The 21,129-nt window shown below is 59.7% G+C and carries 24 protein-coding genes; 16 read left to right on the forward strand and 8 right to left on the reverse strand.

Annotated features, from left to right (window positions below):
* Positions 1–36: 36 nt before the first annotated feature.
* Together KI231_RS06915 and KI231_RS06920 are read left to right on the forward strand one after the other, a co-directional pair.
* Positions 37–618 carry a DJ-1/PfpI family protein gene (locus tag KI231_RS06915; RefSeq protein WP_213027801.1) on the forward strand — a complete coding sequence of 194 codons (582 nt, stop codon included), beginning with the start codon at positions 37–39 and terminating at the stop codon, positions 616–618.
* Between the two features lie 13 nt (positions 619–631).
* Positions 632–937, forward strand: coding sequence for a ribbon-helix-helix domain-containing protein (locus tag KI231_RS06920; protein WP_016982789.1), 306 nt, complete (start codon positions 632–634; stop codon positions 935–937).
* A gap of 68 nt (positions 938–1,005) precedes the next feature.
* Here KI231_RS06920 and KI231_RS06925 read toward each other — a convergent pair whose 3' ends face one another.
* The 3 genes from KI231_RS06925 to KI231_RS06935 form a co-directional block, all read right to left on the reverse strand.
* Positions 1,006–3,567 carry a TonB-dependent receptor gene (locus tag KI231_RS06925; protein WP_213027802.1) on the reverse strand — a complete coding sequence of 854 codons (2,562 nt, stop codon included), beginning with the start codon at positions 3,565–3,567 and terminating at the stop codon, positions 1,006–1,008.
* A gap of 120 nt (positions 3,568–3,687) precedes the next feature.
* On the reverse strand, positions 3,688–4,647 hold the full coding sequence (locus tag KI231_RS06930; protein ID WP_213027803.1) for a FecR family protein: 960 nt from the start codon (positions 4,645–4,647) through the stop codon (positions 3,688–3,690).
* Complete coding sequence (locus tag KI231_RS06935; protein WP_103305542.1) at positions 4,644–5,180, reverse strand: RNA polymerase sigma factor; 537 nt, start codon at positions 5,178–5,180, stop codon at positions 4,644–4,646. The genes KI231_RS06930 and KI231_RS06935 overlap by 4 nt, the downstream gene beginning before the upstream one ends.
* 156 nt (positions 5,181–5,336) lie before the next feature.
* Here KI231_RS06935 and KI231_RS06940 point away from each other — a divergent pair, with 156 nt between their 5' ends.
* Positions 5,337–5,681: a YegP family protein gene (locus KI231_RS06940; RefSeq protein WP_213027804.1), complete on the forward strand. Its 345-nt coding sequence runs from the start codon at positions 5,337–5,339 to the stop codon at positions 5,679–5,681.
* A gap of 139 nt (positions 5,682–5,820) precedes the next feature.
* Here KI231_RS06940 and KI231_RS06945 read toward each other — a convergent pair whose 3' ends face one another.
* Together KI231_RS06945 and KI231_RS06950 are read right to left on the reverse strand one after the other, a co-directional pair.
* Positions 5,821–6,702 (reverse strand): dihydrodipicolinate synthase family protein, encoded by an 882-nt coding sequence (locus KI231_RS06945; RefSeq protein ID WP_213027805.1) that lies wholly within the window; start codon positions 6,700–6,702, stop codon positions 5,821–5,823.
* Positions 6,703–6,726: 24 nt separating this feature from the next.
* A complete protein-coding gene (locus tag KI231_RS06950) occupies positions 6,727–7,509 on the reverse strand; it encodes an aldolase (RefSeq protein WP_213027806.1) in 783 nt (260 codons plus the stop codon).
* A 106-nt stretch (positions 7,510–7,615) separates the two neighbouring features.
* Here KI231_RS06950 and KI231_RS06955 point away from each other — a divergent pair, with 106 nt between their 5' ends.
* Positions 7,616–8,158, forward strand: a complete 543-nt coding sequence (locus KI231_RS06955) for a helix-turn-helix domain-containing protein (RefSeq protein ID WP_103305546.1) — start codon at positions 7,616–7,618, stop codon at positions 8,156–8,158.
* A gap of 166 nt (positions 8,159–8,324) precedes the next feature.
* Here the strand turns inward: KI231_RS06955 and KI231_RS06960 are convergent, their stop codons facing one another.
* Complete coding sequence (locus tag KI231_RS06960; protein ID WP_213027807.1) at positions 8,325–9,344, reverse strand: DUF4917 family protein; 1,020 nt, start codon at positions 9,342–9,344, stop codon at positions 8,325–8,327.
* 154 nt (positions 9,345–9,498) lie between these two features.
* Here KI231_RS06960 and yiaY point away from each other — a divergent pair, with 154 nt between their 5' ends.
* A complete protein-coding gene (yiaY, locus tag KI231_RS06965; protein WP_213027808.1) occupies positions 9,499–10,647 on the forward strand; it encodes an L-threonine dehydrogenase in 1,149 nt (382 codons plus the stop codon).
* A 173-nt stretch (positions 10,648–10,820) separates the two neighbouring features.
* Here yiaY and KI231_RS06970 read toward each other — a convergent pair whose 3' ends face one another.
* The gene (locus tag KI231_RS06970; protein ID WP_213027809.1) at positions 10,821–11,309 is read right to left on the reverse strand and encodes a DMT family transporter; all 489 of its coding nucleotides are present in this window, start codon (positions 11,307–11,309) and stop codon (positions 10,821–10,823) included.
* A 77-nt stretch (positions 11,310–11,386) separates the two neighbouring features.
* On the opposite strand from KI231_RS06970, the gene KI231_RS06975 reads away from it, so the two are divergent.
* The 8 genes from KI231_RS06975 to KI231_RS07010 all read left to right on the forward strand — a co-directional run bounded on the left by KI231_RS06975 (position 11,387) and on the right by KI231_RS07010 (position 17,211).
* The gene (locus KI231_RS06975; protein WP_213027810.1) at positions 11,387–12,298 is read left to right on the forward strand and encodes a LysR substrate-binding domain-containing protein; all 912 of its coding nucleotides are present in this window, start codon (positions 11,387–11,389) and stop codon (positions 12,296–12,298) included.
* 21 nt (positions 12,299–12,319) lie between these two features.
* On the forward strand, positions 12,320–13,054 hold the full coding sequence (locus tag KI231_RS06980; protein WP_213027811.1) for a PA3715 family protein: 735 nt from the start codon (positions 12,320–12,322) through the stop codon (positions 13,052–13,054).
* Positions 13,055–13,091: 37 nt separating this feature from the next.
* Positions 13,092–13,808 (forward strand): PA3715 family protein, encoded by a 717-nt coding sequence (locus KI231_RS06985; RefSeq protein ID WP_103305552.1) that lies wholly within the window; start codon positions 13,092–13,094, stop codon positions 13,806–13,808.
* 4 nt (positions 13,809–13,812) lie between these two features.
* Positions 13,813–14,229 (forward strand): fosfomycin resistance glutathione transferase, encoded by a 417-nt coding sequence (gene fos / locus KI231_RS06990; RefSeq protein WP_213027812.1) that lies wholly within the window; start codon positions 13,813–13,815, stop codon positions 14,227–14,229.
* A gap of 60 nt (positions 14,230–14,289) precedes the next feature.
* Positions 14,290–14,928, forward strand: a complete 639-nt coding sequence (locus tag KI231_RS06995; protein ID WP_213027813.1) for a LysE family translocator — start codon at positions 14,290–14,292, stop codon at positions 14,926–14,928.
* Positions 14,929–15,007: 79 nt separating this feature from the next.
* The gene (locus tag KI231_RS07000; RefSeq protein WP_213027814.1) at positions 15,008–16,357 is read left to right on the forward strand and encodes a GGDEF domain-containing protein; all 1,350 of its coding nucleotides are present in this window, start codon (positions 15,008–15,010) and stop codon (positions 16,355–16,357) included.
* 116 nt (positions 16,358–16,473) lie between these two features.
* Positions 16,474–16,632, forward strand: coding sequence for a KGG domain-containing protein (locus KI231_RS07005; protein ID WP_081500477.1), 159 nt, complete (start codon positions 16,474–16,476; stop codon positions 16,630–16,632).
* Between the two features lie 75 nt (positions 16,633–16,707).
* The gene (locus KI231_RS07010) at positions 16,708–17,211 is read left to right on the forward strand and encodes a DUF4142 domain-containing protein (RefSeq protein WP_103305556.1); all 504 of its coding nucleotides are present in this window, start codon (positions 16,708–16,710) and stop codon (positions 17,209–17,211) included.
* 59 nt (positions 17,212–17,270) lie between these two features.
* Here KI231_RS07010 and KI231_RS07015 read toward each other — a convergent pair whose 3' ends face one another.
* On the reverse strand, positions 17,271–17,681 hold the full coding sequence (locus KI231_RS07015; RefSeq protein ID WP_103305557.1) for a low affinity iron permease family protein: 411 nt from the start codon (positions 17,679–17,681) through the stop codon (positions 17,271–17,273).
* 233 nt (positions 17,682–17,914) lie between these two features.
* Here KI231_RS07015 and tam point away from each other — a divergent pair, with 233 nt between their 5' ends.
* The 3 genes from tam to KI231_RS07030 all read left to right on the forward strand — a co-directional run bounded on the left by tam (position 17,915) and on the right by KI231_RS07030 (position 21,090).
* Positions 17,915–18,688 carry a trans-aconitate 2-methyltransferase gene (gene tam / locus KI231_RS07020; protein ID WP_213027815.1) on the forward strand — a complete coding sequence of 258 codons (774 nt, stop codon included), beginning with the start codon at positions 17,915–17,917 and terminating at the stop codon, positions 18,686–18,688.
* Positions 18,689–18,855: 167 nt separating this feature from the next.
* Complete coding sequence (locus KI231_RS07025) at positions 18,856–19,857, forward strand: ATP-grasp domain-containing protein (protein ID WP_213027816.1); 1,002 nt, start codon at positions 18,856–18,858, stop codon at positions 19,855–19,857.
* A 93-nt stretch (positions 19,858–19,950) separates the two neighbouring features.
* Complete coding sequence (locus KI231_RS07030) at positions 19,951–21,090, forward strand: trypsin-like peptidase domain-containing protein (RefSeq protein ID WP_103305561.1); 1,140 nt, start codon at positions 19,951–19,953, stop codon at positions 21,088–21,090.
* Positions 21,091–21,129: the final 39 nt, after the last annotated feature.

Consider the following 21,129-nt stretch of genomic DNA (forward strand, 5'->3'; position numbering starts at 1 on the left):
GAATACTCCCAAGTATTCTCCAGAGGAGTCCTCCCCATGGCCGCGAAAAAAATCCTGATGCTGGTCGGCGATTACGTCGAAGACTACGAAGTGATGGTGCCGTTCCAGGCCTTGCAAATGGTCGGGCACACCGTCCACGCCGTGTGCCCGGACAAGGCGGCGGGCAAAACCGTACGCACCGCGATCCATGACTTCGAAGGCGATCAGACCTACAGCGAAAAACCCGGACACCTGTTCGCGCTCAACTTCGACTTCGCCAACGTCAGTGAGGACGATTACGACGCGCTGGTGATCCCCGGTGGTCGTGCGCCGGAATACTTGCGCCTCAACGAAAAAGTTCTCGATCTGGTACGCGCCTTCGACAAGGCCGGCAAGCCGATTGCCGCAGTCTGCCACGGTGCGCAATTGCTGGCGGCGGCGGGCGTTCTCGAAGGTCGCGAATGCAGCGCCTATCCGGCCTGCGCGCCTGAAGTCCGACTGGCGGGCGGCACGTACATCGACATCCCGGTGACGGACGGCCATGTTCAAGGCAATCTGGCCACCGCCCCGGCATGGCCGGCGCATCCGAACTGGCTGGCCGGTTTTCTTGGCTTGCTCGGCACCAAAATCACCCTGTAACGAGGAAGCGCCGATGTGCGAGCTCTACGTCAAGGCTGACCCGATTCTCTACGAGTCACGCTCGCGCTCGCTGCGCATTTGCGGCGTGGTGACGACGTTGCGCCTGGAGAATCAGTTCTGGGACATCCTCAGCGAAATCGCCGAAGTTGATGGCATGACCACCAATCAGTTGATTGCCAAGCTGTATGAAGAGGTGATGGATTATCGCGGGGAAGTGGTGAACTTTGCGTCGTTCCTGCGGGTGAGCTGTACGCGGTATCTGAGTCAGCGGCGGGTGAGTGCGCCGGAATTGTCGGTGGTGCGGGCGGTGGTGAAGTAGTCCGGACCGAGTTGCCCCAATCGCTGGCAAGCCAGCGATGGGGCCAGATCAGGCAACACAAATCCTGATCAGAAGAACCGCGTCACACTCACCTTGGCATTGCGCCCCTGGCTATAAGCCAGGTCGCCGCTAAGCTCCGGGCGGTAGCTTTTGTTGAACAGGTTGTCGATGGTCAGGTTGACCTCGGTGCCCTTGAGGTACGCCTGCTGCGGTTTCCAGTTGGCGAACAGGCCCTGCACGTTGTAGCGGTCGTTGGCGTATTGGTCGTAATACACGTCACCGAGGGTATTCTTGCCACCGCTGTAGCGATCGCTCGGCAATCGATCGGTCTGGCGCACGAACTCACCCTGCCAGCCCACTTGCGCATCCCAACCCGGAATCTTCACGCCCATGACCGCCACCCATTTGGCCGGCTGAATGTCTCGCGCCCAGACGTTTGGCCCCCACGGGTTGGTGTAGGCACCTTCGTGCTTGCCGGTCATCCACGAGTAGGACAGCGAGCCAAACAGGTAGGTCGAGTCGTAGAAGCTTTCGACCTCGAAGCCCTTGATGGTCAGGCTGCCGATATTGCGGTAGTTGCTCATCGGGCCCGAGCCCTTGCAGTCCGAATCGATCGTGCCGCCCTTGATCGCCTGATTCTGGCAGCCGACCCCGGTGGCCTTGAAGATCTCGTCGTCGATCTTGTTGCGATACAACGTGGTGCGAATCTGCACGTTGTCGTTGTCGGTGAACACATTGGAGAAGTGGCTGATGTTACCGGCGCGCCAGCCCGTGATGCGTTCCGGGTCGAGGTCGACGCTGGTCGCCGTGCGATTGCCGATACCCTGGACTTCGTACTGCTCGTCGATGACTGGTGCGCGCCAGGTTTTGCTGTAGTCGACGAAGAACGCAGTATCCGGCGTGACCTTCCAGAACGCCGACAAACGTGGCGACCAACCCGTATAAGTGCGGTCGCTGTAATCGTGGCCCATGGCCGGATTCGGGCTGCTGTAATACGGCGCGTCGTTGGCTTCGCCGCGGTTGCGTACGTGGTCGTAACGCACCGACGGCGTCAGGGTGAAGTCGCCCAGCGTGATCGCGTCTTGCAGGTAGAAAGCGTTGGTGTCGACCTTGCCCTTGGGCATGAAATACGGCTGGAAATGGCCAAAGTTGTACTTCGGCACATCATAGGCGGCGCCCGGCATCCACATGTCCGTGTCGCGGCTGTGCTTGCGGATTTGCACGCCAGTGGTCACGGCGTGGGCCAGGGCGCCGGTATCGAACAGGCTGATGTTGCGCCACTCGACGACGCGATCCTGATAAGCCGTGTCCATTTTGCGACCGCCCGAGGCCGGCTGGAAAAACGCCTTGGCGTCGCGCTCGTCGGTCTGATCAGTGTCGGATTGCGAGTAGCTCAACTTCATGTCGATCAAACGGTTGTCCAGCGGCTGGTACTGGTAGAAACCGGACCAGGTGGTGTCGAGGGTTTCGCGGTTGGCAATCAACCGTTTCAACGCGCCTTCGTAACCGTATTTCTGGATGTTGAACGCGCTCGGCGGGCTCGGGTAAGAGGCAGAGGAAAACGGTGTCCAGCGCTGGCTTTCCGAGTGCGAGTACGACAGGCCGGCGCTGTGCTCATCGGTCAGGTGCAGATTGACCTTGACCAGTTGACCGGCGACATCCTGGGCGCTGTTGGGCAGACGCTTGGGGTTGAGCGGGTAGTTGTGGTCGCGATCCGGCAGGTTGTCGGCGAGCTTCATGTCATCGCCATCGCGTTTGGTCAGGTACACCAGCGCGTCGGCGCGCCCGTCGTCGGTGCGACCGAACACGGCACCCGTGTAAGTCTGCTGATGGTCGTTGCTGGCGTAGCCATATTTGACCATCGCGCCGCTATTGCGGCCTTCTTGCAGCAAGTCCGGGGCATCTTTGGTTTCCATGTGCACGGTGCCACCGAAGCCACCGTTGCCGGTGAACAGCGAGTGCGGACCTTTTTCCACCTCGATGCTTTTGATCAGCTCCGGCTCGATGAAAATGGTGCCCTGCTGATAGCGCTCGAAGCCGCTTTTGCTCGCGCCGTCGAGGGTCATCGGTACGTCTTCGGCCTCGCCCAGACCCCAGATGTTGATCTTCTGGCCGCCGGGTTTCATCGAACCGCTCATGCTCACGCCGGGCAGCGTCTTCAACAGCGCGGGAATGTTGTTCGGTTGATGGCGATCGATGTCGGCCTGGGTCAGCGTCGAGCGGCCGACGGTGCTGGAGTCGACTTCGGTGCCGGTGCCGATCACGCTCAAGGCGTCGAGCTGGATCGCGTCGCTACTGCTGGTGACCGACTCCACCGGGCGCACCACGTACGTCTGGTTGACCTTGATCAGTCCGAACTGGCTGTGGTCGAGCAACTGGCGAATCGCCGCTTCCGCGCTGTAATCACCGTCGATGGCCGGAGCCTTGAGGTTGCGCAATTGCGCCTCGTCGAACAGCAACTGGATCTTCGCCTGCTGGGCGATCTGGCTCAGCGAAGTTGCCATCGATTGTGCCGGCAGGTGCAGGCTGATCGATTCGGCATGGGCTTGCATGCTGAATGCCAGGCAGGCGGCGGCGAGCAGGGTCGGTCGAAGGCAGGTGAGCGGGTACGGCGAAAACACGCGAAACATGGAATCCCCCAAAGCGGCAAAAGGCCAAAAGGCCTGCGTCAGCAACGCAGACCGGAGGAAGACGCGGCAGACAAAAAAAACCTCACATGCGAATGCAAAATATTCTCATATGAGCTGATGTCAGCGATTTTCGAGACGGATGCGCCCGTCGGCAAGGGCCACTGTTTTCACCGGGATCAGCGCGGGCAGGGCGTTGATCAGTGCGTCCGGATCCTCGACGTCGAGGTTGCCGGAGACTTTGATCTGCCCCAGTTTTGCATTGGCCAGCAGCACCGGTTTGGCGCGATACAGGTTCAGCTCATCCACCAGACTGGCCAGTTCGCGGTTGCGAAACGACAGGTGCCCGGTGCGCCAATCGGCGACCTGGCTGACGGCCAGCGTTTGCTGCTGCACGTTGCCGCTGTCCAGATCGACCGCCGCTTGTTGTTGTGCGCCGAGCAGCAATGACGTGCGCGGGTCCGGTGCGAAAGCGACCTGGCCATGGGCGACGCTGACTACCAGCTGCTTGTCGGTGCGCCGGACATCAAAACCGGTGCCGACCACCCGCACGGTGGCGTCGCCGGTTTGCACCCACATCGGCCGTTCCTTGTCCGGGGCGACGTCGACATAGAACTGGCCGCGCTCGAGAAAGATCCGCCGCTGATGGCTGTCGTAATCGACGCGCAGTTGCGTGTTGGCGTTCACCGACAGCGTGCTGCCATCCGGCAATTCGACGGTGCGCATGCCTTTGGATTGCGCAGCGATCTGCTGCTGGAAAACCCCGTAGGACGTGCCCAACTGCGTGGCGAGCACCGCGCCGACCAACGCCGCGGCAACGGCCAGGGTAGGGCGCCAGAGGCGTTTGGGTTTTTGCAGCTTGAGCGGCGTCGGCCGATTCAGTTGCTGCAATTCGCCAAGATCAGCCCACAGTTCTTCGAAGGCGCGATACGCCTTGGCGTGTTCCGGTTCGCGCAGCCATTGCTCGAATGCCTGTCGGACAGCGCGGCCCTGTTGCTGGCGATTGCGGGTAAACCATGCGGCGGCCTGACCGTCGATGCTGTCGTCCGGCAATTCGCTGTCGACTTCGTGCGGGCGGTTCATTCTGGCTGCTCCATGCCGTTGTCTTGCTCAAGGCGTTGTTTGCAATGCATCAGTGCGAAGGCGATGTGTTTCTCCACCATGCTCAGCGAAATCCCCATGCGCTCGGCAATCTGCGCCTGACTCAAGCCTTCAAAGCGGTGCAGCATAAGGGCCTCGCGCCGACGTGGCGAGAGTTCGGCCAATACTTCCTTGAGATGCTCCAGCCGTTGCTGGCGCTGCGCCGCTGCCATCGGATCGTGCTGCTCGTCGGTGACCGGTTCGATATCGCTGTCGTGATTGGGCTGGACGATGTGCCGCACTTTCTGCCGGCGCCAGTGATCACGCAGCAGATTGCGCGCCATCTGGAACAGGAAAGCGCGCGGCTGCTCAACCTTGGCCCGGTCGCGATAGTCGAGCCATTGGGTAAATACGTCCTGGGTCATGTCCGCCGCGTCGCTGGGATTTTCCGTGCGTTTGCGCAGGTAATGCAGGATGTCCCCGTAAAACCGGCGAAATGAATCAGCCGACAGAGGATCGGGCGTGAGGCGGGGCATGGATATCCTTCTCGACGAAGCGGGGGCGCAGAAAGTCGCGGATGATATCGAGAATTATTGTCATTTGTCATGTTGGCGATTCGGCGTTCATCCAGCAGTGGCTAAACCGGCGAAACCGTCTTTACTGTCGAGGGTTCAATCCACAGGAGCAGCAACATGTCCGGATGGTACGAGTTGAGTAAAAGCAGCAACGGCCAGTTCAGGTTCGTTCTGAAAGCGGCGAATGCCGAAACGATTCTGACCAGTGAGCTGTACACCACCCGCGCGGCAGCCGATGGCGGCATTGCCTCGGTGCAGGCCAACAGCCCGCTGGATGAACGTTACGAGAAGAAGTCGACCAAGGACGGCCATCCGTACTTCAACCTGAAGGCGGCCAATCACCAGGTCATCGGCAGCAGCGAGTCGTATTCTTCGGACGCCGCTTGCGATAAGGGCATTGCCAGCGTGAAGGCCAACGGACCGACCAAAGTCATCAAGGACAAGACCCTGCCGGTCCTCTGAACTCACTTTCAAATCCAGCATCATTCCTGTGGGAGCTGGCTTGCCAGCGATGAGGCCATATCATTCAGCATTGATGTTGACTGATACGCCGCCATCGCTGGCAAGCCAGCTCCCACAGGTTTTCTGTATTGCCGAAAAATCAGCGCAGGGTTTTGAGGATTGCCTGCAGCTGACCCCGCCCGGTTTCACTCAATGGAAACACCGGCAAGCGCGGATTGCCGACTTCCAGCCCCGTCTCACGCAAACCGGCCTTGATCGTCGCCGGCAAACCACCTTTGAGGATGAAATCCAGCAGCGGCAACTGGCGGTAGAACAGTTCGCGCGCCTTGGCCATATCTCCCGCCAGCGACGCCGCGTACAGATCCAGGTTCAGTTGCGGGATCAGGTTCGGCGCCGCTGTGCACCAGCCTTTCGCCCCGGCCGCGAACGCTTCCAGCGCCAGCGGGTTGCAGCCGTTGTAGAACGGCACCTGGCCTTCGCCAAGCAATTGCAGCTTGTGCATGCGCTGGATGTCGCCGGTGCTCTCCTTGACCATGGTGACGTTTTCCACCGCACCGACGATCCGCAGAATCAGGTCGACCGACATGTCGGTGCCGCTGGTGGCCGGGTTGTTGTAGAGCATGATCGGCACGCTGATGCTGTCGCCAATGGCCCGGTAGTGGGCGAGGATTTCTGCCTCGGTGAGTTTCCAGTAGGACGCCGGCAGCACCATCACCACGTCGGCGCCATGGGCCTCGGCAAAGCGCGCGCGGCGTACGGCTTTGGCGGTGGTCAGGTCGGACACGCTGACGATGGTCGGCACACGTTTGGCCACATGTTTGATGCTGAACTCGGCGACCTGATCCCACTCCGCGTCGCTCAGGTAAGCGCCTTCGCCAGTGCTGCCCAAGGGGGCGATAGCGTGCACGCCGCTGTCGATCAAGCGATCGATCGATTTGCCCAGCGCCGGCAGATCCAGCCCTTCGCCGTTGGCGCCGAACGGGGTGATGGTGTAGCCGATGATGCCGTGAATGTTGGACATGGGGATGACTCCGTCAAATGGGTTTCAGTTCAGGCAATCGGCGTGTTGGCGCAGGTTCTGCCGAGCGTAATAGTTGAAAGCGGCGGCGTGGCGTTTCGGTTTCGACACCCAGTCATGCGCCTCGCGGCCCAGCTCAGGAATGATCGGCTTGATCGTTCCGGCCGCCATCGCCAACAGTTGCAGCTTGGCGGCGCGCTCGATCAATTGCGCAATGACACAGGCTTCCTCGATCGTGGTGCCGGTCGACAACTGGCCGTGGTGCGACAGCAGGATCGCGCGCTTGTCGCCCAGGGCCACGGCGATCAATTCGCCTTCTTCGTTGCCCACCGGCACGCCCGGCCAGCCTTCGAGAAACGCGCAGTCGCCGTACAGCGGGCACAGATCCATGTGAGAGATTTCAAGCGGCACTTCCAGCATCGACAGCGCAGCAATGTGTGTCGGGTGGGTGTGGATGATGCAATTGACGTCCGGGCGGGCGCGGTACACCCAGCTGTGGAAACGGTTGGCCGGGTTGGCCATGCCGTGACCTTCGAGCACTTCCAGATCCTCGTTGACCAGCAGCAGATTGCTCGCCGTGATTTCATCGAAGCCCAGGCCGAGTTGCTGAGTGTAATAGGTGCCCGGTTGCGGGCCACGGGCGGTGATCTGCCCGGCGAGGCCGGAGTCGTGACCGCTCTCGAACAGAATCCGGCAGGTCAGGGCCAGCTTTTGCCGGTCTGTCCACGTATTATCCGCCAGGGTGTTTTGCATCTGGGTCAGCGCTTGCTTGACCAGTTGGTCTTTGGGTAGTGCTAATGTCTTGGCCATGTCTGTGTCCTTTGGGTGATTGCAAATGACACTAAAGAGGCTATATGACACAAAGTGTCATTGGCAAGCACAAATCGTCGCCTCCTCAATGGAATAACCGCTGCGCATGTCTATCCGTTTGAAATTATTGAGAAAAAAACTTGGCGTAACCCTTGAGGCATTGGCCGAAAAATCCGGCATGACCAAGAGTTATCTGTCGAAAGTCGAGCGCGGGCTGAACACCCCGTCGATTGCCGCTGCGCTGAAACTGGCGAAAGCGCTGAACGTGAAAGTCGAGGAACTGTTCTCCGAAGACAACGTCAGCCTCGACAGCTACAGCCTGGTGCGCAGCCACGAGCGGCAGTCACTGGCGGCCAATGATCAGAGCCCGGGTTATGCGGTGCTGGCGCATCAGGTCAGCGAGCGCAACCTGCTGCCGTTCATCATCTACCCGCCGAGCGAGTTCACCGACAAGACCTTCAAGGAGCATTTGGGCGAGGAGTTTCTGTTTGTCCACGAAGGGCAGGTGGAAGTGGATTTCATGAACGAGCGGGTGCTGCTGGAACGCGGCGATGCGCTGCACTTCAATGCGCAGAAACCGCATCGGATCAGATCGGTGGGCGAGGTGCAGGCGCAGTTGCTGGTGGTGGTGCACAGCGCTGAAGAGTGAATGTTCTGTTGGAGTTGGCCAGTATCCGCAGCCTGGATGTTGACGGGTTTATCGCTATCGCTGGCAAGCCAGCTCCCACAGTGTCATGTGTCGAACTTCAAATTCTGATCCAGGCAGAAGTCCTGTGGGAGCTGGCTTGCCAGCGATGGGGTCAGAAGCCTTGCCGCTAAACCTCGACGGGCACCGACAGCTTCGGATTCCCTAGCGCATGCGTCTTCGAATCAAAGAAGCGCAACTCAACCCCCGTCCCCTCGAACACCTTCGCGTAATGCCGCTTCTGGTGCTGAATGAACGCTGTACTGCGCGGATAAATCGAGACCGCCACCATCTTCGGTTTCGCCAGACGCAACGCCCGAACGATATGAGCGTCCTGCTCACCCAGTGCATGGCCAAAGATGCACAGACTGTCGCCATGGCCCAATAACTGCTCATAACAGAACGACAGATAATCCGAACTGCGGATGGTCTTGAGCTTGTCCGCGCTCGGCCCTTCAGTGACAAACAGCGGCACGTCATCGAGTGTCTTGATCGTGTTGTTGATCGCGAAACTGCCGAGCAGTGTGCCCTCGGTCGAGGTCAGTTTGCGTGCGGTGCCATCCTGATTGCGCACCAGGTGCAGGCCACCGTGCAGGTACAGCAAGCGCGGTTTGCCGGTGGCGGTTTCGCTCAGGTCGAAACTCGCGTTGGCACCGTTGAACAGGTCGTCGATGGCTTCGCTTTTGTGCTGCAGAGCCCAGTAATTGAGCAGGTCGTAATTGGTCGTGAACACCGTGCGATAACGCGCCAGTTCTTCATTCAGCGTGGTCAGTGTCGAGGCCTGCACCAGACGCCATGGAATGTGCACGGCGTGCACGGTGTTGATCAGCGCTTCCTTGATCGCGTAGTAGCGATTGCGCGGCGCCGCCGAGCTGACGGCCAGTGCCTTGTTGACCCGGCTGGTGGTTTTCAGTGCGCCGAGGACTTGCTCGAAACTGCGTGTCTGCATTGCATCGAACACCGCCAGTTCCGACGGACTCAGCGGTTTCTCTTCCACCGTGCGGGCGTTTTCGAACAGCGAGTCGTAGCCGAAGTCGTCCCACACCGCGCGGCTGGCACCGTTACCCACCAGCAAACCCTTGTATTCGGTCGCGGCGCGCAGGGTGTTCCAGTCTTCGAGGGTCGCGTCGACATCCAGAAAATCGCTCATTGCTTGGCACATCTCAAAACATAGGGGCTGATGGGCGGCGACTTTATCACGAGCGGGCATTGAGCCAGATCAACATCGGCCGTGACCGATCGGTCGATCCTGTATCCATCCACCGAGTCGGACGGTCGGTTCGGCCCCAGTCAGGAGATACACGATGAGCAGCACCTTTTTCATTCCGGCGGTCAACATCATGGGCAGCGGATGCCTCGACGAAGCCATGATCGCGATCCGCAACCATGGTTTTCGCAAGGCGCTGATCGTCACCGACGCAGGGTTGGCCAAGGCCGGTGTGGCGAGCATGATCGCCGAGAAACTGGCGATGCAGGACATCGATTCTGTGATCTTCGATGGTGCCAAACCGAACCCGAGCATCGCCAACGTCGAGGCCGGGTTGGGGCTGCTGAGGGAAAGTCGCTGTGATTTCGTGGTGTCGCTGGGCGGCGGTTCGCCCCATGACTGCGCCAAGGGCATTGCCCTGTGTGCGACCAATGGCGGACAGATCCGCGATTACGAAGGCGTCGATCAATCGAGCAAGCCGCAACTGCCGTTGATCGCCATCAACACCACCGCCGGCACCGCCAGCGAGATGACCCGGTTCTGCATCATCACCGACGAATCGCGCCACGTGAAAATGGCCATCGTTGACCGCAACGTCACGCCGCTGCTGTCGGTCAACGACCCGGCGTTGATGGTCGCCATGCCGAAAAGCCTGACCGCCGCCACCGGCATGGACGCCCTGACCCACGCCATCGAAGCCTACGTCTCGACCGCCGCCAACCCGATCACCGACGCCTGCGCGTTGAAGGCCATGACCCTGATCAGCAACAACCTGCGTCTGGCCGTGCGCGACGGCAGTGATCTTGCCGCGCGGGAAAACATGGCTTACGCGCAATTCCTCGCGGGCATGGCGTTCAACAATGCATCGCTGGGTTACGTACACGCGATGGCGCACCAGTTGGGCGGTTTCTACGACTTGCCTCACGGCGTGTGCAACGCGGTTCTGCTGCCGCACGTGCAGACGTTCAACGCGCTGGTGTGTGCCGATCGCCTGACCGATGTTGCGCACGCGATGGGCGCAGACATTCGTGGCTTTAGCCCGGAAGAGGGCGCGCAAGCGGCGATCAACGCGATCCGCTGCCTGGCCAGTGACGTCGAGATTCCCGGCGGGCTGCGTGATCTCGGCGCGAAATGCACCGACATCCCGATTCTCGCCGCCAATGCCTTGAAGGATGCCTGCGGTTTCACCAATCCGCGTGCGGCGGATCAGCGGCAGATCGAGGAGATTTTCCGCAACGCGTTTTGAGATCGGCTGCATTCTGAAAGAGTTTGGCTGCTACACCGACGCCATCGCGGGCAAGCCCGCTCCCACAGTTTGCGCGGCGATACATAAATCTGTATTCGCCGCAGAACCCTGTGGGAGCGGGCTTGCCCGCGATGACTGACTTCAAGGCAGCGCAAATCCATCTGCTATTCCCATCATCCAACCGTCACCACATTCCTCTCAAACACCCCGCCAAACTGAATCAACACCACCCCGGCAATCAGCAAAACCGCGCCAGACACCCGCGACAATGTCAGCTGCTTCTCGACCAACCCAAACAGCCCGAAGTGATCCAGCACCATCGAGGCAATTACCTGGCCCGCCAACGCCAACGCCACAAACCCTGAGGCCCCAAGCTTGGGCAAAAGCATCACCGCCAGCGCCACAAAACACACCCCGAACGCGCCCCCCGCCCACATCCATAACGGTGCCTTGCTGATAAATGCCCACGACGGCAACGGCAAGCGCAGCGCCACAATCACCGGCAACAACACCAGAACGCTCACCAGCAAGGACGCCAGCGTCGCCCACAACGGATGCCCCAATCCGCGCGCCAGGTTGCTATTGATGGCGCTCTGAAACGGCACAACTGCCCCGGCAAAAGCGGCCAACGACAACAAACCGGTCCACTGCAACGTACTCATGTTCTTCCTCCAACAGGTTTTGCTGGACTCTAGGCTATTCGTCGAGCAGATTTAAATTCCGTTTTGTCATCCAGAACATGCATCAAATGAATGATCTGCGCCGTATCGATCTCAATCTGCTGGTGATCCTCGACGCTTTGCTCAGTGAGCAACATGTCACCCGCGCAGCCGAGCGCCTGCACCTGAGCCAACCGGCAGTCAGTCATGCGTTGGCGCGCTTGCGCGACCTGCTCGGCGACCCGTTGCTGGTGCGCGCCGGTTCCAGTCTGGCGCCCACTGCGCGGGCGTTGGAACTGGTCGCGCCACTGGCCGAAGCGCTGGCCCAGGTGCAATCGTTGCTGGCGCCTAACACTTTCGATCCGGCCAGTGCCCGCCGTACTTTTCGCGTGGCGATGTCGGACTATGGCGCGGCGATTATCCTGCCCGCGCTGATCCGCACCTTGCGCCGCGAAGCGCCGGGCATCGATTTGCAGATCAGCCACGCCAGCCGCGAAGGCATGCTTGAAGGCGTGCTCAACGGCGATATCGACGTCGCCGCCGGGGTGTTCCCGGAAATGCCCAATGAACTGCGCAGTACGCTGCTGTTCGAAGAGCGCTACGTGTGCCTGCTCGACCGTCAGACATTGCCCGCCGACGGTGTTCTTGATCTGCCGACCTACCTGTCGCGCCCGCACGTGCTGCTGGAAATGCGCGGCAGCGGTACGCCGGAAATCGAACGGGCGCTGACCGCTTTGCGCGAACGCCGCCGCGTTGCCATCAGCCTGCCGCACTGGAACGTCGCGCCGCAGTTCATCAGCGGCACAGACCTGATTCTCACGGTGTCATCGCGGGGGCTGCGGGAGATTGATCAGCGCGAATTGATCGTCGTGCCACCGCCGTTCGAGATACCGCCGTTCACGTTTGTGTTGGCGTGGCATAAGCGCCGGGGTGGGGATCAGGCGTTGAACTGGTTGAATCGCAGGATCGAGGAGGGGATAGTGCGCGGCTGAAAAGTCATCAAGGAGCGGGATGTGACAGTGAAGTCTGGATTGATCCGGTGCGTGGCGCTGGGTGGGTGGCTGCTGGCGGGGCAGGCGTTTGCCGATTGCACGCCGCCAGCGGTGACGGGGCAGTGGGACTTTTCTGTGTGCAAGGATTGGCCTGTCGATCCGCCCCTGACGATCACCGCGGTATCAAAATTTGTAGCGGATCCGGTGTACGCCAAAGGCGAAAAAATCGGCACCTACGATTTGGATTTATCGGTGTTGTCAGCAGACGATTCGACATCGCTCGCCACCTGGCATCAACCCTCTGCGTTTTCCACGGATGCCATCGAAATGGAGAGCGTGGAACTCGACACCGCGCGCTACAAGCTCACACCGACCCTGCGTGCTTTTGGTGTACGGGCGATTTTCAAAGGCTCTTCAAGCGTCAATCCGTTGAATGAAACCGTACTCTCGCTCTATGTGAAAGAGGGCGGCAAATTGCGTCCGGTGCTGGATCGTCTGGTGGTTTACCGCTTCAGTGGCGAGTGGGATGGCAACTGTGCGGGCGATCGCGGGACTACGGTTCGCACGATTGAGATGGGCAAAACCAGCTCTCACGGATTTGCCGACCTGATCCTCAAATCGGTCACCACCGGGCTCACCGGAGAAGGGCCACCGGACACCTGTGAAATCAAGACCACCCATTACAAGCCCGAACTGACCACGCTGCGCTACGACGGCAAATCTTACGTTTTGCCTAACGATGTCCAAGGCCTGTAACCAGCCCGCCACACTCGACTTTTATCAAGGAAGAACAATGTTCAGCCCAACCAGACTCCTTATTGCTCTCGGTTTTCTGGCCATCACCGCCCAAGCCCAAGGCGCCTGTACCACCAAGGCCTATGACGGCCAATCAATGTCACGTTGCGTCGTCTGGCCGGCCTTCCCGAATCAGGCGATCTCAGTCAAGACCACGTACCTTGCCGACTCCGGCGGCGACGATGCCGGGGTGCTCGATCTGGATCTGGCGATCGTCAATGCCAGCGACGCAAAAACCATCGCCACTTACCGTAAACCAGGCGCGTACAACTCTGATGCCATTCGCTTTGACGATCTGCGCATCGACACCGGCCGCTATCGACTGGCGCCGGACATCCGCGCGTTTGGCCTGCGTTCAATGTTCGGGCACAGTTCCAGCGCGATTCCCTACGAGAAAACCGATCTGGCGCTGTATGTCCGCGAAGGCAATGAGCTGCGCCCGGTACTGGAAGGCTTGGTGGTCTACAAGAACCACGGTGAGTTCATGAGCGGTTGCGCGGGCTACATGAAGAAAACCCGCAGGACGCTCGAAATCGGTACCACCAGTCATCACGGCCTCGCCGATCTGATCATCACCACCAGCGGCAGCAAGATGAAAAACACCCAGTCGGGCGATCAGTGTGTTTCGAAAACCACCGACCTGAAGAAAACCCAGATCACCCTGACTTACGACGGCCAGCAATACGTCGTCCCTGAAGACCTCAGAGGTTACTGATCCGATGCTCACCGGCCTCAACCACCTGACCCTGGCCGTCACTGATCTGAATCGCAGCCTGGCGTTCTATCGCGACGTGCTGCGATTGCGCGTCGACGCGACGTGGGATGCCGGTGCCTATCTATCGCTGCCCGGGTTGTGGCTGTGCCTGTCGCTTGACCCGAAACGTAACGCCGAGGCGTCCGCCGACTACACCCATTACGCTTTCAGCCTGAATGCGGCGGATTTTCCGCTGTTCGTCGAGACACTAAAAGCGGCCAACGTGCAGGAATGGCGGGATAACCGCAGCGAAGGTGCGTCGTTCTACTTTCTCGATCCCGATGGCCACAAGCTCGAAGCCCACGTCGGTGGACTGGCTTCGCGGCTGGCGGCATGTCGACTGAAACCGTACGCCGGCATGCGTATTTACGACGCGCCGTGATCTGACACATTTTGCTGATATAGACTGGCGGCCACGTGTTCTGGCGCTTGCAGGTATTCCATGACCCCATCGTTACTAATGGCCGTTCTGGCCTCGGGTTTCATTTACGGCATTACGCCGGGGCCGGGTGTGCTGGCGGTATTCGGCATCGGCGCGGCCCACGGGCGACGGGCCGGGGCAGGGTTTCTCTGTGGGCACCTGCTCGGCGACGTGGTCTGGTGCAGCACCGCGTTGATCGCGATTGTCGGTGCACGGGAAATCGGCAGCACTGCGTTCGATGTGCTCGGCGTACTCAGCGGCTTGTACCTGTTCTGGCTGGGCTGGCGTGCGGTGCGCGCGCAACGACGCAGCGATGACCAGCCGCAAGGCGCGGCGCGCAATCCGTTCTGGCACGGCATCCTGTTCGGTCTGACCAACCCCAAGGCCTATCCGGTGGCGGTGGCGACGTTCACAGCGCTGCTGTCGAGCCGCGCCGAACTGCTCAACTGGTCGATGCTGCCAGCGCTGATCGCCCTGAGTTTCCTCGGCGGATTGCTGGCTTACGCTATCCTCATTGGCGTTGTCGGCGCGCAGCGGGTGCGCACGATTTATCAGCGCCATGAACTGCTGATCACCCGGTTGTGCGGCGTGATGTTCATCGGTTTCGCCGTCAATGCGCTGCTACATGCGCTGCCGGGGCTGATGCCGAACAAGGCTTGATTTTGCGTGCAGGGATGCGGGATCGAACGGTCAAGGATGGTTGATCAGTGCTGCATTGCCCGGACACCTGTGCTGAACCATGGAAAGCCGAAATTCCGCGCCGTTGGCGAGTTTTATCGACCTGTTGCTGGACGCCGTTTGCGCGGTGGACAAGCAGGGTCGCTTCGTTTTTGTCAGTGCCGCCTGCGAGCGCATACTCGGCTACACGCCTGAGGAATTGATCGGCCGGCAAATGATCGAGCTGGTGCACCCTGCGGATCGCCAGCGCACCCTCGCTGCCGCCAGCGAGATCATGGGTGGCGAGCCCAAGCTCAATTTCGAGAACCGCTACGTGCGCAAGGACGGCGGCGTCGCTCACATTCTCTGGTCGGCGCGCTGGTCGGAAGTGGATCAATTACGCATCGCCGTGGCCCGCGACATTACCGAACGCAAGCAGGCCGAATCGCGGCAAGCGGCGCTGTATGCGATTTCCGAGGCGGCGCATGTGGCGGAAGATTTGCTGGCGTTGTTCAAACGTATCCACCTGATCATCGGCGAGTGGCTGCCGGCGATGAATTTCTCGGTGGCGCTCTACGACGAACACTGTGCACAGCTGAACTTTCCCTATCACGTTGACGATCACGAATTGCAGCCCGAGCAACCCGGGACGATCACCGGGCGTCTGTGTACGCAAGTGATCCGTAGTGGTCAGCCGATTCTTCTGACGCCGGACAGCGCCGATTCCCCGCCCGATTTTGCTGCATTGGTGGCCGAACAGAATTCACCGTGCTGGCTCGGCGTCCCGCTGAGCTCGAAAAACGGCACCATCGGCGCGTTGATCGTCAAAAGCCTGCCCGGCGGCGAGCGCTACACCGAACAGGACAAGGAACTGCTGCAATACGTCTGCGCCCAGGTCGCTACCGCCATCGAGCGTCAGCAATTGCACGCGCGACTGCGGCGCATGGCGCAATACGATCAACTGACTCAACTGCCCAATCGTGAGCTGCTCCGTGACCGTCTGAAGGCTGCATTGGCCAGCGCCCGCGAGCACTCCGGGCACATGGCGCTGTTGTATGTCGACCTGGATCGCTTCAAGCAGGTCAACGACACCTTCGGCCATGCGGTAGGCGACATGCTCCTGCAAACCGTGGCCAACCGCCTCAAGGGCTGCGTGCGCGAGACCGATACGGTCGCGCGGATCGGTGGTGATGAGTTCGTCGTGTTGTTGCACAGCGTGCAAGCGGTGGAAGATGCCGACAGCGTCGCGCAAAAAATCCGCCAAGTGCTGGTGCAACCCATGCGCCTGGATGGCCACAACCTGCAGATTGAACCGAGTATCGGTGTCGCCCGCTATCCCGAGCATGGTTGCGAGGAACATCAATTGTTTCGCCATGCCGATCAGGCGATGTATGCCGCCAAGCGCCAGAACCATCGCGAGCTCAATGGCTGATGCGGGTTCACCGTTCGTCGCGACGCGGGCAACTTTTCTAAACCTTTGCCAGCCAGAAAATTCTCAATCTAGGCGGGCACCTGCTCGCCACGATCAATACCAAGAGGTAGAGAATCATGCCTAATTCAAGAAACTCGAACTCGGGAAACTTCGCCAACGATCGAACGAAGGCGTCTGAAGCCGGTCGCAAAGGTGGGAAAACCACCACAACGACGGTCGATAAAGAGCCTGCGAAAACAGACATGGGCCGCAAGCCCGCTCAGAAATCGAAGTAGTCGGTGAAGGTTGTTTTGATTGAGAGGCGGGGGCGCAAGCTCCCGCTTGAATTTTGAGAGAAGGAGGGCGCGACCATGAGCCGGATGGCCACCCAAGTACGTCGTTTGAGTTTTGTCACTGTTCTGGGACTGTTCGCCAGCAGCGCTTTTGCCCAGTCGCCAGCCGAATTTATCAACGATGCATCAGCCAAAGGCATGGCTGACATCGAAGCCAGCCGTCTGGCGCATCAGAAGACCGAATCCAAAGAGGTCAAGGACTACACCATCGTCGTCATCAACGACCGCACCACGGCCAATCAGCATTTGGCGAAAATCGCCAAAAAGCTCGACTTGCCCGTCGCACCGCGTGACGAGATGGCGGACAAGGCCAAGGAGATGATCCCTGAAGTGAAAGACGGCGCAACCTTCGACCAGGCCTACGCCGCCAGCCAAGTCAAAGCCACTGAAGAAGCCATTCAGCAGATCCAGCAAGAAGCGCAGACCACCGATGTCCCGGAGATCAAGGCTTTCGCTGATGAGACGTTGCCTAAACTGCAAAATCATTTGGAGATGGCCAGAGCGCTGCAAGCCAGCCGCTAATCTCAAGTCTTACAAGAATCCTGTGGCGGGGGAGCTTGCTCCCTCGCCACAAAGACGATTCAGCAATCATTCAAATCCTGCTTCGGCTTGCTCTTCTCGCCCAAACCTTCAAGGTTGAACACCTCCCCTTCACCCAGCGTACGGTAGTGCTTGCGCAACGCTTCAAGTTGCTTCAAATCCAACGCTTCCAGCCCCAGCATTGCGTTCTGCGCCTCCTTGGTTACCAGCAGCAACTCATCGATCTTCAAGTGCAGAATGTCGGTATCGCGGTTCTGCGTGTTCTGAATCAGGAACACCATCAGGAACGTGATGATCGTCGTAGAGGTATTGATGATCAGTTGCCAGGTGTCGTTGTAATCAAAAATCGGCCCGGTCAATGCCCATAACCCAATCAGGATCAGCGCCCCCATGAAGGTCTTGGGGCTGCCGGCCCACAGGGCGAGCTTCTGGGAAATCTTCGCGAATTTCATGGCCGTGTTCCTTATTGGCGGAGTGCTTGAAATTCAGACACTGACGGCATTATGAAAATTCTGTTTGTTACCGAGGTATTCCATGTGAAATCGGCCTTGCGACTGGTTTCGTCATGATTGGCCTTGAGGTGTGAGTGATCGAGCTGAAATGCTTTGCAACGAGTGGCTCTGGAACTGCTCGCGTCGCTGCCTGTATCGTGACCAACCGCTGAATGCCCCGACAGGAGAACGCAATGAGTTGGTCCGCCAAACAGTACGTCGCTTTTGAAGATGAACGCACTCGCCCGGCCCGCGATCTGCTGGCGGCCATTCCTGCGGCGCAGGCGCAAGCGGTGGTCGATATCGGTTGCGGTCCGGGCAACTCGACGGAGTTGCTGGTGCAGCGTTTTCCCGGAGCGAAGGTCAGCGGACTCGACAGTTCGCCCGACATGATCGACGCCGCCCGCAAGCGCTTGCCGCTGTTGCAGTTCGATGTGGCCGAGATTGATCAATGGTCCGATGCAGGCCCGTTCGATGTGATCTTTGCCAATGCGGTGTTGCAGTGGGTGCCGGACCACGCGACGCTGTTGCCGAAGCTGGCGGGCAAACTGGCGTCAGGCGGGAGCCTGGCGATCCAGATGCCGGACAACCTCAACGAACCCTCCCACCGGCTGATGCGCGAAGTCGCCGCAAACGACCCGTGGGCCAGCAAACTCGCCGGTGCCGCCGGGCAGCGCACTGACATGGCGAGTGCCAGCGAATACTTCTCGATGTTGCGTGCGCACTGCGCGCGAGTCGATGTGTGGCGCACCACCTATCACCATCAGTTGGCGGGCGGTGCGGCGGGCGTCGTCGAGTGGTTCAAGGGCAGCGGGTTGATTCCGTTTCTGAGCCCTTTGACTGAAAGCGAACGGGCGCAGTATCTGCAGCAGTATCTGACCGAAATCGAAAAGGCTTACCCGGCAATGGCCGATGGCTCGGTGCTGTTGCCGTTCCCGCGCCTGTTTATTGTGGCCACCCGAGAATAAACCCGGGAAGCACTAATGACGCTCCGCGAGCGCCAGATCCACTGCCGAATGTTCCCCTTGAGTTTGCAGTGGAAGACGGTACTGTCCGCACCCATTGGCGGATGTGAGACGAACGTTCTCAGAAAATGTTTCGGCATTCGGCGTAACGACAAGGGAGGGTAAACATAGTGATCTGGTTTCTAGAAGGGCAGTCCAGTCAGCGCGACATCATTCTCGGCGCGCGCGAGGCGCTGCCGGCCGACGTGAAGATTTATGCGTCGCATCGACGGGATCGCCCGGAAATCACCTCGTTCGCCGACATCAGCTTTGTGGAGCCTGCGGACAATCAGGAACGCATCGATTGGGTCATTGCGACCGCTCAGGCTCACAACATCAAAGTCATCCTGGCGGGCCGCGTTGGCAGCGTCTTCGAACAGGCTCGGCAGCGCTTCGAGGAGGCCGGCCTGGTACTGGTTACCGGCGCACTCTCTTTGGATACGTTTGATCGGGTCGATAACAAGAGCCGATTCACCGCTGAGGCAGAGCGAGCGGGGCTGGCCTGCGTGCCGGCGATCACCGCCGCCAATGCCGAAGAGATGCTCGCCGCTTATCAGACGCTGAGTGCATCGGGCGAAGTGTGCGTCAAGCCGGCCGTGGGTATTTATGGCCAGGGGTTCTGGCGTTTCAAGGCAGGTGCCGACCCTTTCCGCTGTTTCGCCAACCCCGACGAGCGTGAGGTCAACTTCGACCTTTATATGCATGCCTATCGCTCGGCTGATACGCCGCCGCCACCGATGCTAGTGATGCCCTATATGGCGGGAAGCGAATGTTCGGTGGATATGGTCTGTGAAGCCGGTCGTCCGATTGCGTTTGTTGGCCGTCGCAAGACCGGTCTGTATCAGTTGCTCGAGCGTGAAGGTGCCGCTGTAGAACTCGCGCTCAAGGCAGCCGAACACTTTCAATGCGATGGCATCGTCAATGTCCAGACCCGTGACGATGCAGACGGTAAACCGCATTTGCTGGAAATTAACGCTCGTTACTCCGGGGGCATCGGTTACACCCGGGAAGCGGGTTTGAACCTGCCCGGCATCTTTGCCACTCGTCGGCTGGGTTTGCCTGAGCCTGCGGGCGTTTGGCGGCCGAACGTGCGTTTAAAAGGGGTGACCGTGGCTGCGCTAGCATCATCCTGATGTTAAATAGACATATGGAATCTGTTACCATTTGCGCGTTTTTGTCGTTCGATACGGCCCCATGCAGGAAGCAAGACAAGGAGTTTTCAAGGAATGATGGTGCTCGCGCCTGGCGCAAACACCGCAGTATCAAACGCCCGGAGTGAATGGACTCTGGAATGTGGAAACTCCTCGGCTTTCGGGGAGTACGCCGCCGTTGCCATATTGCCGGTTGACGAAAAACGCCGCCCGAAAGGTGATGCCGCCCTTTTTCAGACGCCGCGCGCGTGGATGGAATGGGTCGGCGATCAGCAAAAAGTCGGTTGCAAGCTGAACCTGGATGAAATCCCGGCCGGCAGCGACCGTGTGTTGCTGGTGGTCTACACGTTCTCCGCCGTTGGCCCGGTCAGTGAGCTGAAGAACCTGCGCCTGCAGGTGGATGGCCAGATCGAGTACTCCCTGGATCTGCGCGAAAACGGCGAATCCGCCATCATCATCGGCGAATTTTACAGCCGCAATCAGCAGTGGAAATTTCGCGCACTGGCCGAAGGTTCTGCCTACGGGCTGGCGGCACTCGGCCGTCGCATCGGCCTCGATATCGACGAAGCCCACCCCAATGGACGCCAGAACGCGCCGGGCTCCGGCAGAGCCCCGGACAGCGCCACCGGCACTGCTTTCGCCGTTTCTCCTACCCATGTCATGACTTGTGCCCACGTCATTGAAGGCATGCGCGAGATTCACATTGCCTCGTTTGACGGACGCTATCGTGTCGACCCCGTGGTGGTCGATCGGCGCAACGATATTGCTCTTTTACGGGTGATCGACTGCCCGCCGTTGAAACCGGTGGCCTTCAAGTCCGGATTCGGTTGCGATCTGGGTGAAGACATTGTCGCGTTGGGCTTTCCGCTGGCCGGTTTCGCCGGTGGCGGCGTCCACGTCACTCAGGGTGGTGTGTCGGCGCTGTTCGGTTTGCGCAACGATGCCAGTCTGTTGCAGTTCACGGCGCCCATTCAGCCGGGCTCAAGCGGTAGTCCGCTATTCGATTTTTCCGGTGCCGTGATTGGCCTGGTGACCTCTTCGGTACCCGATGCGCAAAACATGAATTTTGCGGTGAAAGCCTCGCTGCTGGTTTCGTTCCTCGATGCCTGTCGGGTCGATGGAAAAATAAATGCGTCTGGCCAGACGTTCACAGCGGCGCAGTTGGCTCGCGAAGCACAAGCATCAATGTGGCGGGTGGAAGCCACAAATCTCTGATTCACTTTTGAATTGAAACCCACGGAAGAGGCGCTGGAT

The sequence above is a fragment of the Pseudomonas sp. Seg1 genome (genome assembly GCF_018326005.1).
GTDB lineage: Bacteria > Pseudomonadota > Gammaproteobacteria > Pseudomonadales > Pseudomonadaceae > Aquipseudomonas.

What these genes read in the sequence shown, in the direction of transcription:
- KI231_RS07000 (WP_213027814.1), top strand. Translation starts at nt 15,008, where the DNA reads ATGGAAAGCCGAAATTCCGCGCCGTTGGCGAGTTTTATCGACCTGTTG.
- fos (WP_213027812.1), top strand. Translation starts at nt 13,813, where the DNA reads ATGCTCACCGGCCTCAACCACCTGACCCTGGCCGTCACTGATCTGAAT.
- KI231_RS07015 (WP_103305557.1), bottom strand. Translation starts at nt 17,681, where the DNA reads ATGAAATTCGCGAAGATTTCCCAGAAGCTCGCCCTGTGGGCCGGCAGC.
- KI231_RS06970 (WP_213027809.1), bottom strand. Translation starts at nt 11,309, where the DNA reads ATGAGTACGTTGCAGTGGACCGGTTTGTTGTCGTTGGCCGCTTTTGCC.
- KI231_RS07010 (WP_103305556.1), top strand. Translation starts at nt 16,708, where the DNA reads ATGAGCCGGATGGCCACCCAAGTACGTCGTTTGAGTTTTGTCACTGTT.
- KI231_RS06945 (WP_213027805.1), bottom strand. Translation starts at nt 6,702, where the DNA reads ATGTCCAACATTCACGGCATCATCGGCTACACCATCACCCCGTTCGGC.
- KI231_RS06985 (WP_103305552.1), top strand. Translation starts at nt 13,092, where the DNA reads ATGTTCAGCCCAACCAGACTCCTTATTGCTCTCGGTTTTCTGGCCATC.
- KI231_RS06950 (WP_213027806.1), bottom strand. Translation starts at nt 7,509, where the DNA reads ATGGCCAAGACATTAGCACTACCCAAAGACCAACTGGTCAAGCAAGCG.
- KI231_RS07030 (WP_103305561.1), top strand. Translation starts at nt 19,951, where the DNA reads ATGATGGTGCTCGCGCCTGGCGCAAACACCGCAGTATCAAACGCCCGG.
- KI231_RS07005 (WP_081500477.1), top strand. Translation starts at nt 16,474, where the DNA reads ATGCCTAATTCAAGAAACTCGAACTCGGGAAACTTCGCCAACGATCGA.
- KI231_RS06915 (WP_213027801.1), top strand. Translation starts at nt 37, where the DNA reads ATGGCCGCGAAAAAAATCCTGATGCTGGTCGGCGATTACGTCGAAGAC.
- tam (WP_213027815.1), top strand. Translation starts at nt 17,915, where the DNA reads ATGAGTTGGTCCGCCAAACAGTACGTCGCTTTTGAAGATGAACGCACT.
- KI231_RS06960 (WP_213027807.1), bottom strand. Translation starts at nt 9,344, where the DNA reads ATGAGCGATTTTCTGGATGTCGACGCGACCCTCGAAGACTGGAACACC.
- KI231_RS06995 (WP_213027813.1), top strand. Translation starts at nt 14,290, where the DNA reads ATGACCCCATCGTTACTAATGGCCGTTCTGGCCTCGGGTTTCATTTAC.
- KI231_RS06930 (WP_213027803.1), bottom strand. Translation starts at nt 4,647, where the DNA reads ATGAACCGCCCGCACGAAGTCGACAGCGAATTGCCGGACGACAGCATC.
- KI231_RS06955 (WP_103305546.1), top strand. Translation starts at nt 7,616, where the DNA reads ATGTCTATCCGTTTGAAATTATTGAGAAAAAAACTTGGCGTAACCCTT.
- KI231_RS06975 (WP_213027810.1), top strand. Translation starts at nt 11,387, where the DNA reads ATGCATCAAATGAATGATCTGCGCCGTATCGATCTCAATCTGCTGGTG.
- KI231_RS06925 (WP_213027802.1), bottom strand. Translation starts at nt 3,567, where the DNA reads ATGTTTCGCGTGTTTTCGCCGTACCCGCTCACCTGCCTTCGACCGACC.
- KI231_RS06940 (WP_213027804.1), top strand. Translation starts at nt 5,337, where the DNA reads ATGTCCGGATGGTACGAGTTGAGTAAAAGCAGCAACGGCCAGTTCAGG.
- KI231_RS06920 (WP_016982789.1), top strand. Translation starts at nt 632, where the DNA reads ATGTGCGAGCTCTACGTCAAGGCTGACCCGATTCTCTACGAGTCACGC.
- KI231_RS06935 (WP_103305542.1), bottom strand. Translation starts at nt 5,180, where the DNA reads ATGCCCCGCCTCACGCCCGATCCTCTGTCGGCTGATTCATTTCGCCGG.
- yiaY (WP_213027808.1), top strand. Translation starts at nt 9,499, where the DNA reads ATGAGCAGCACCTTTTTCATTCCGGCGGTCAACATCATGGGCAGCGGA.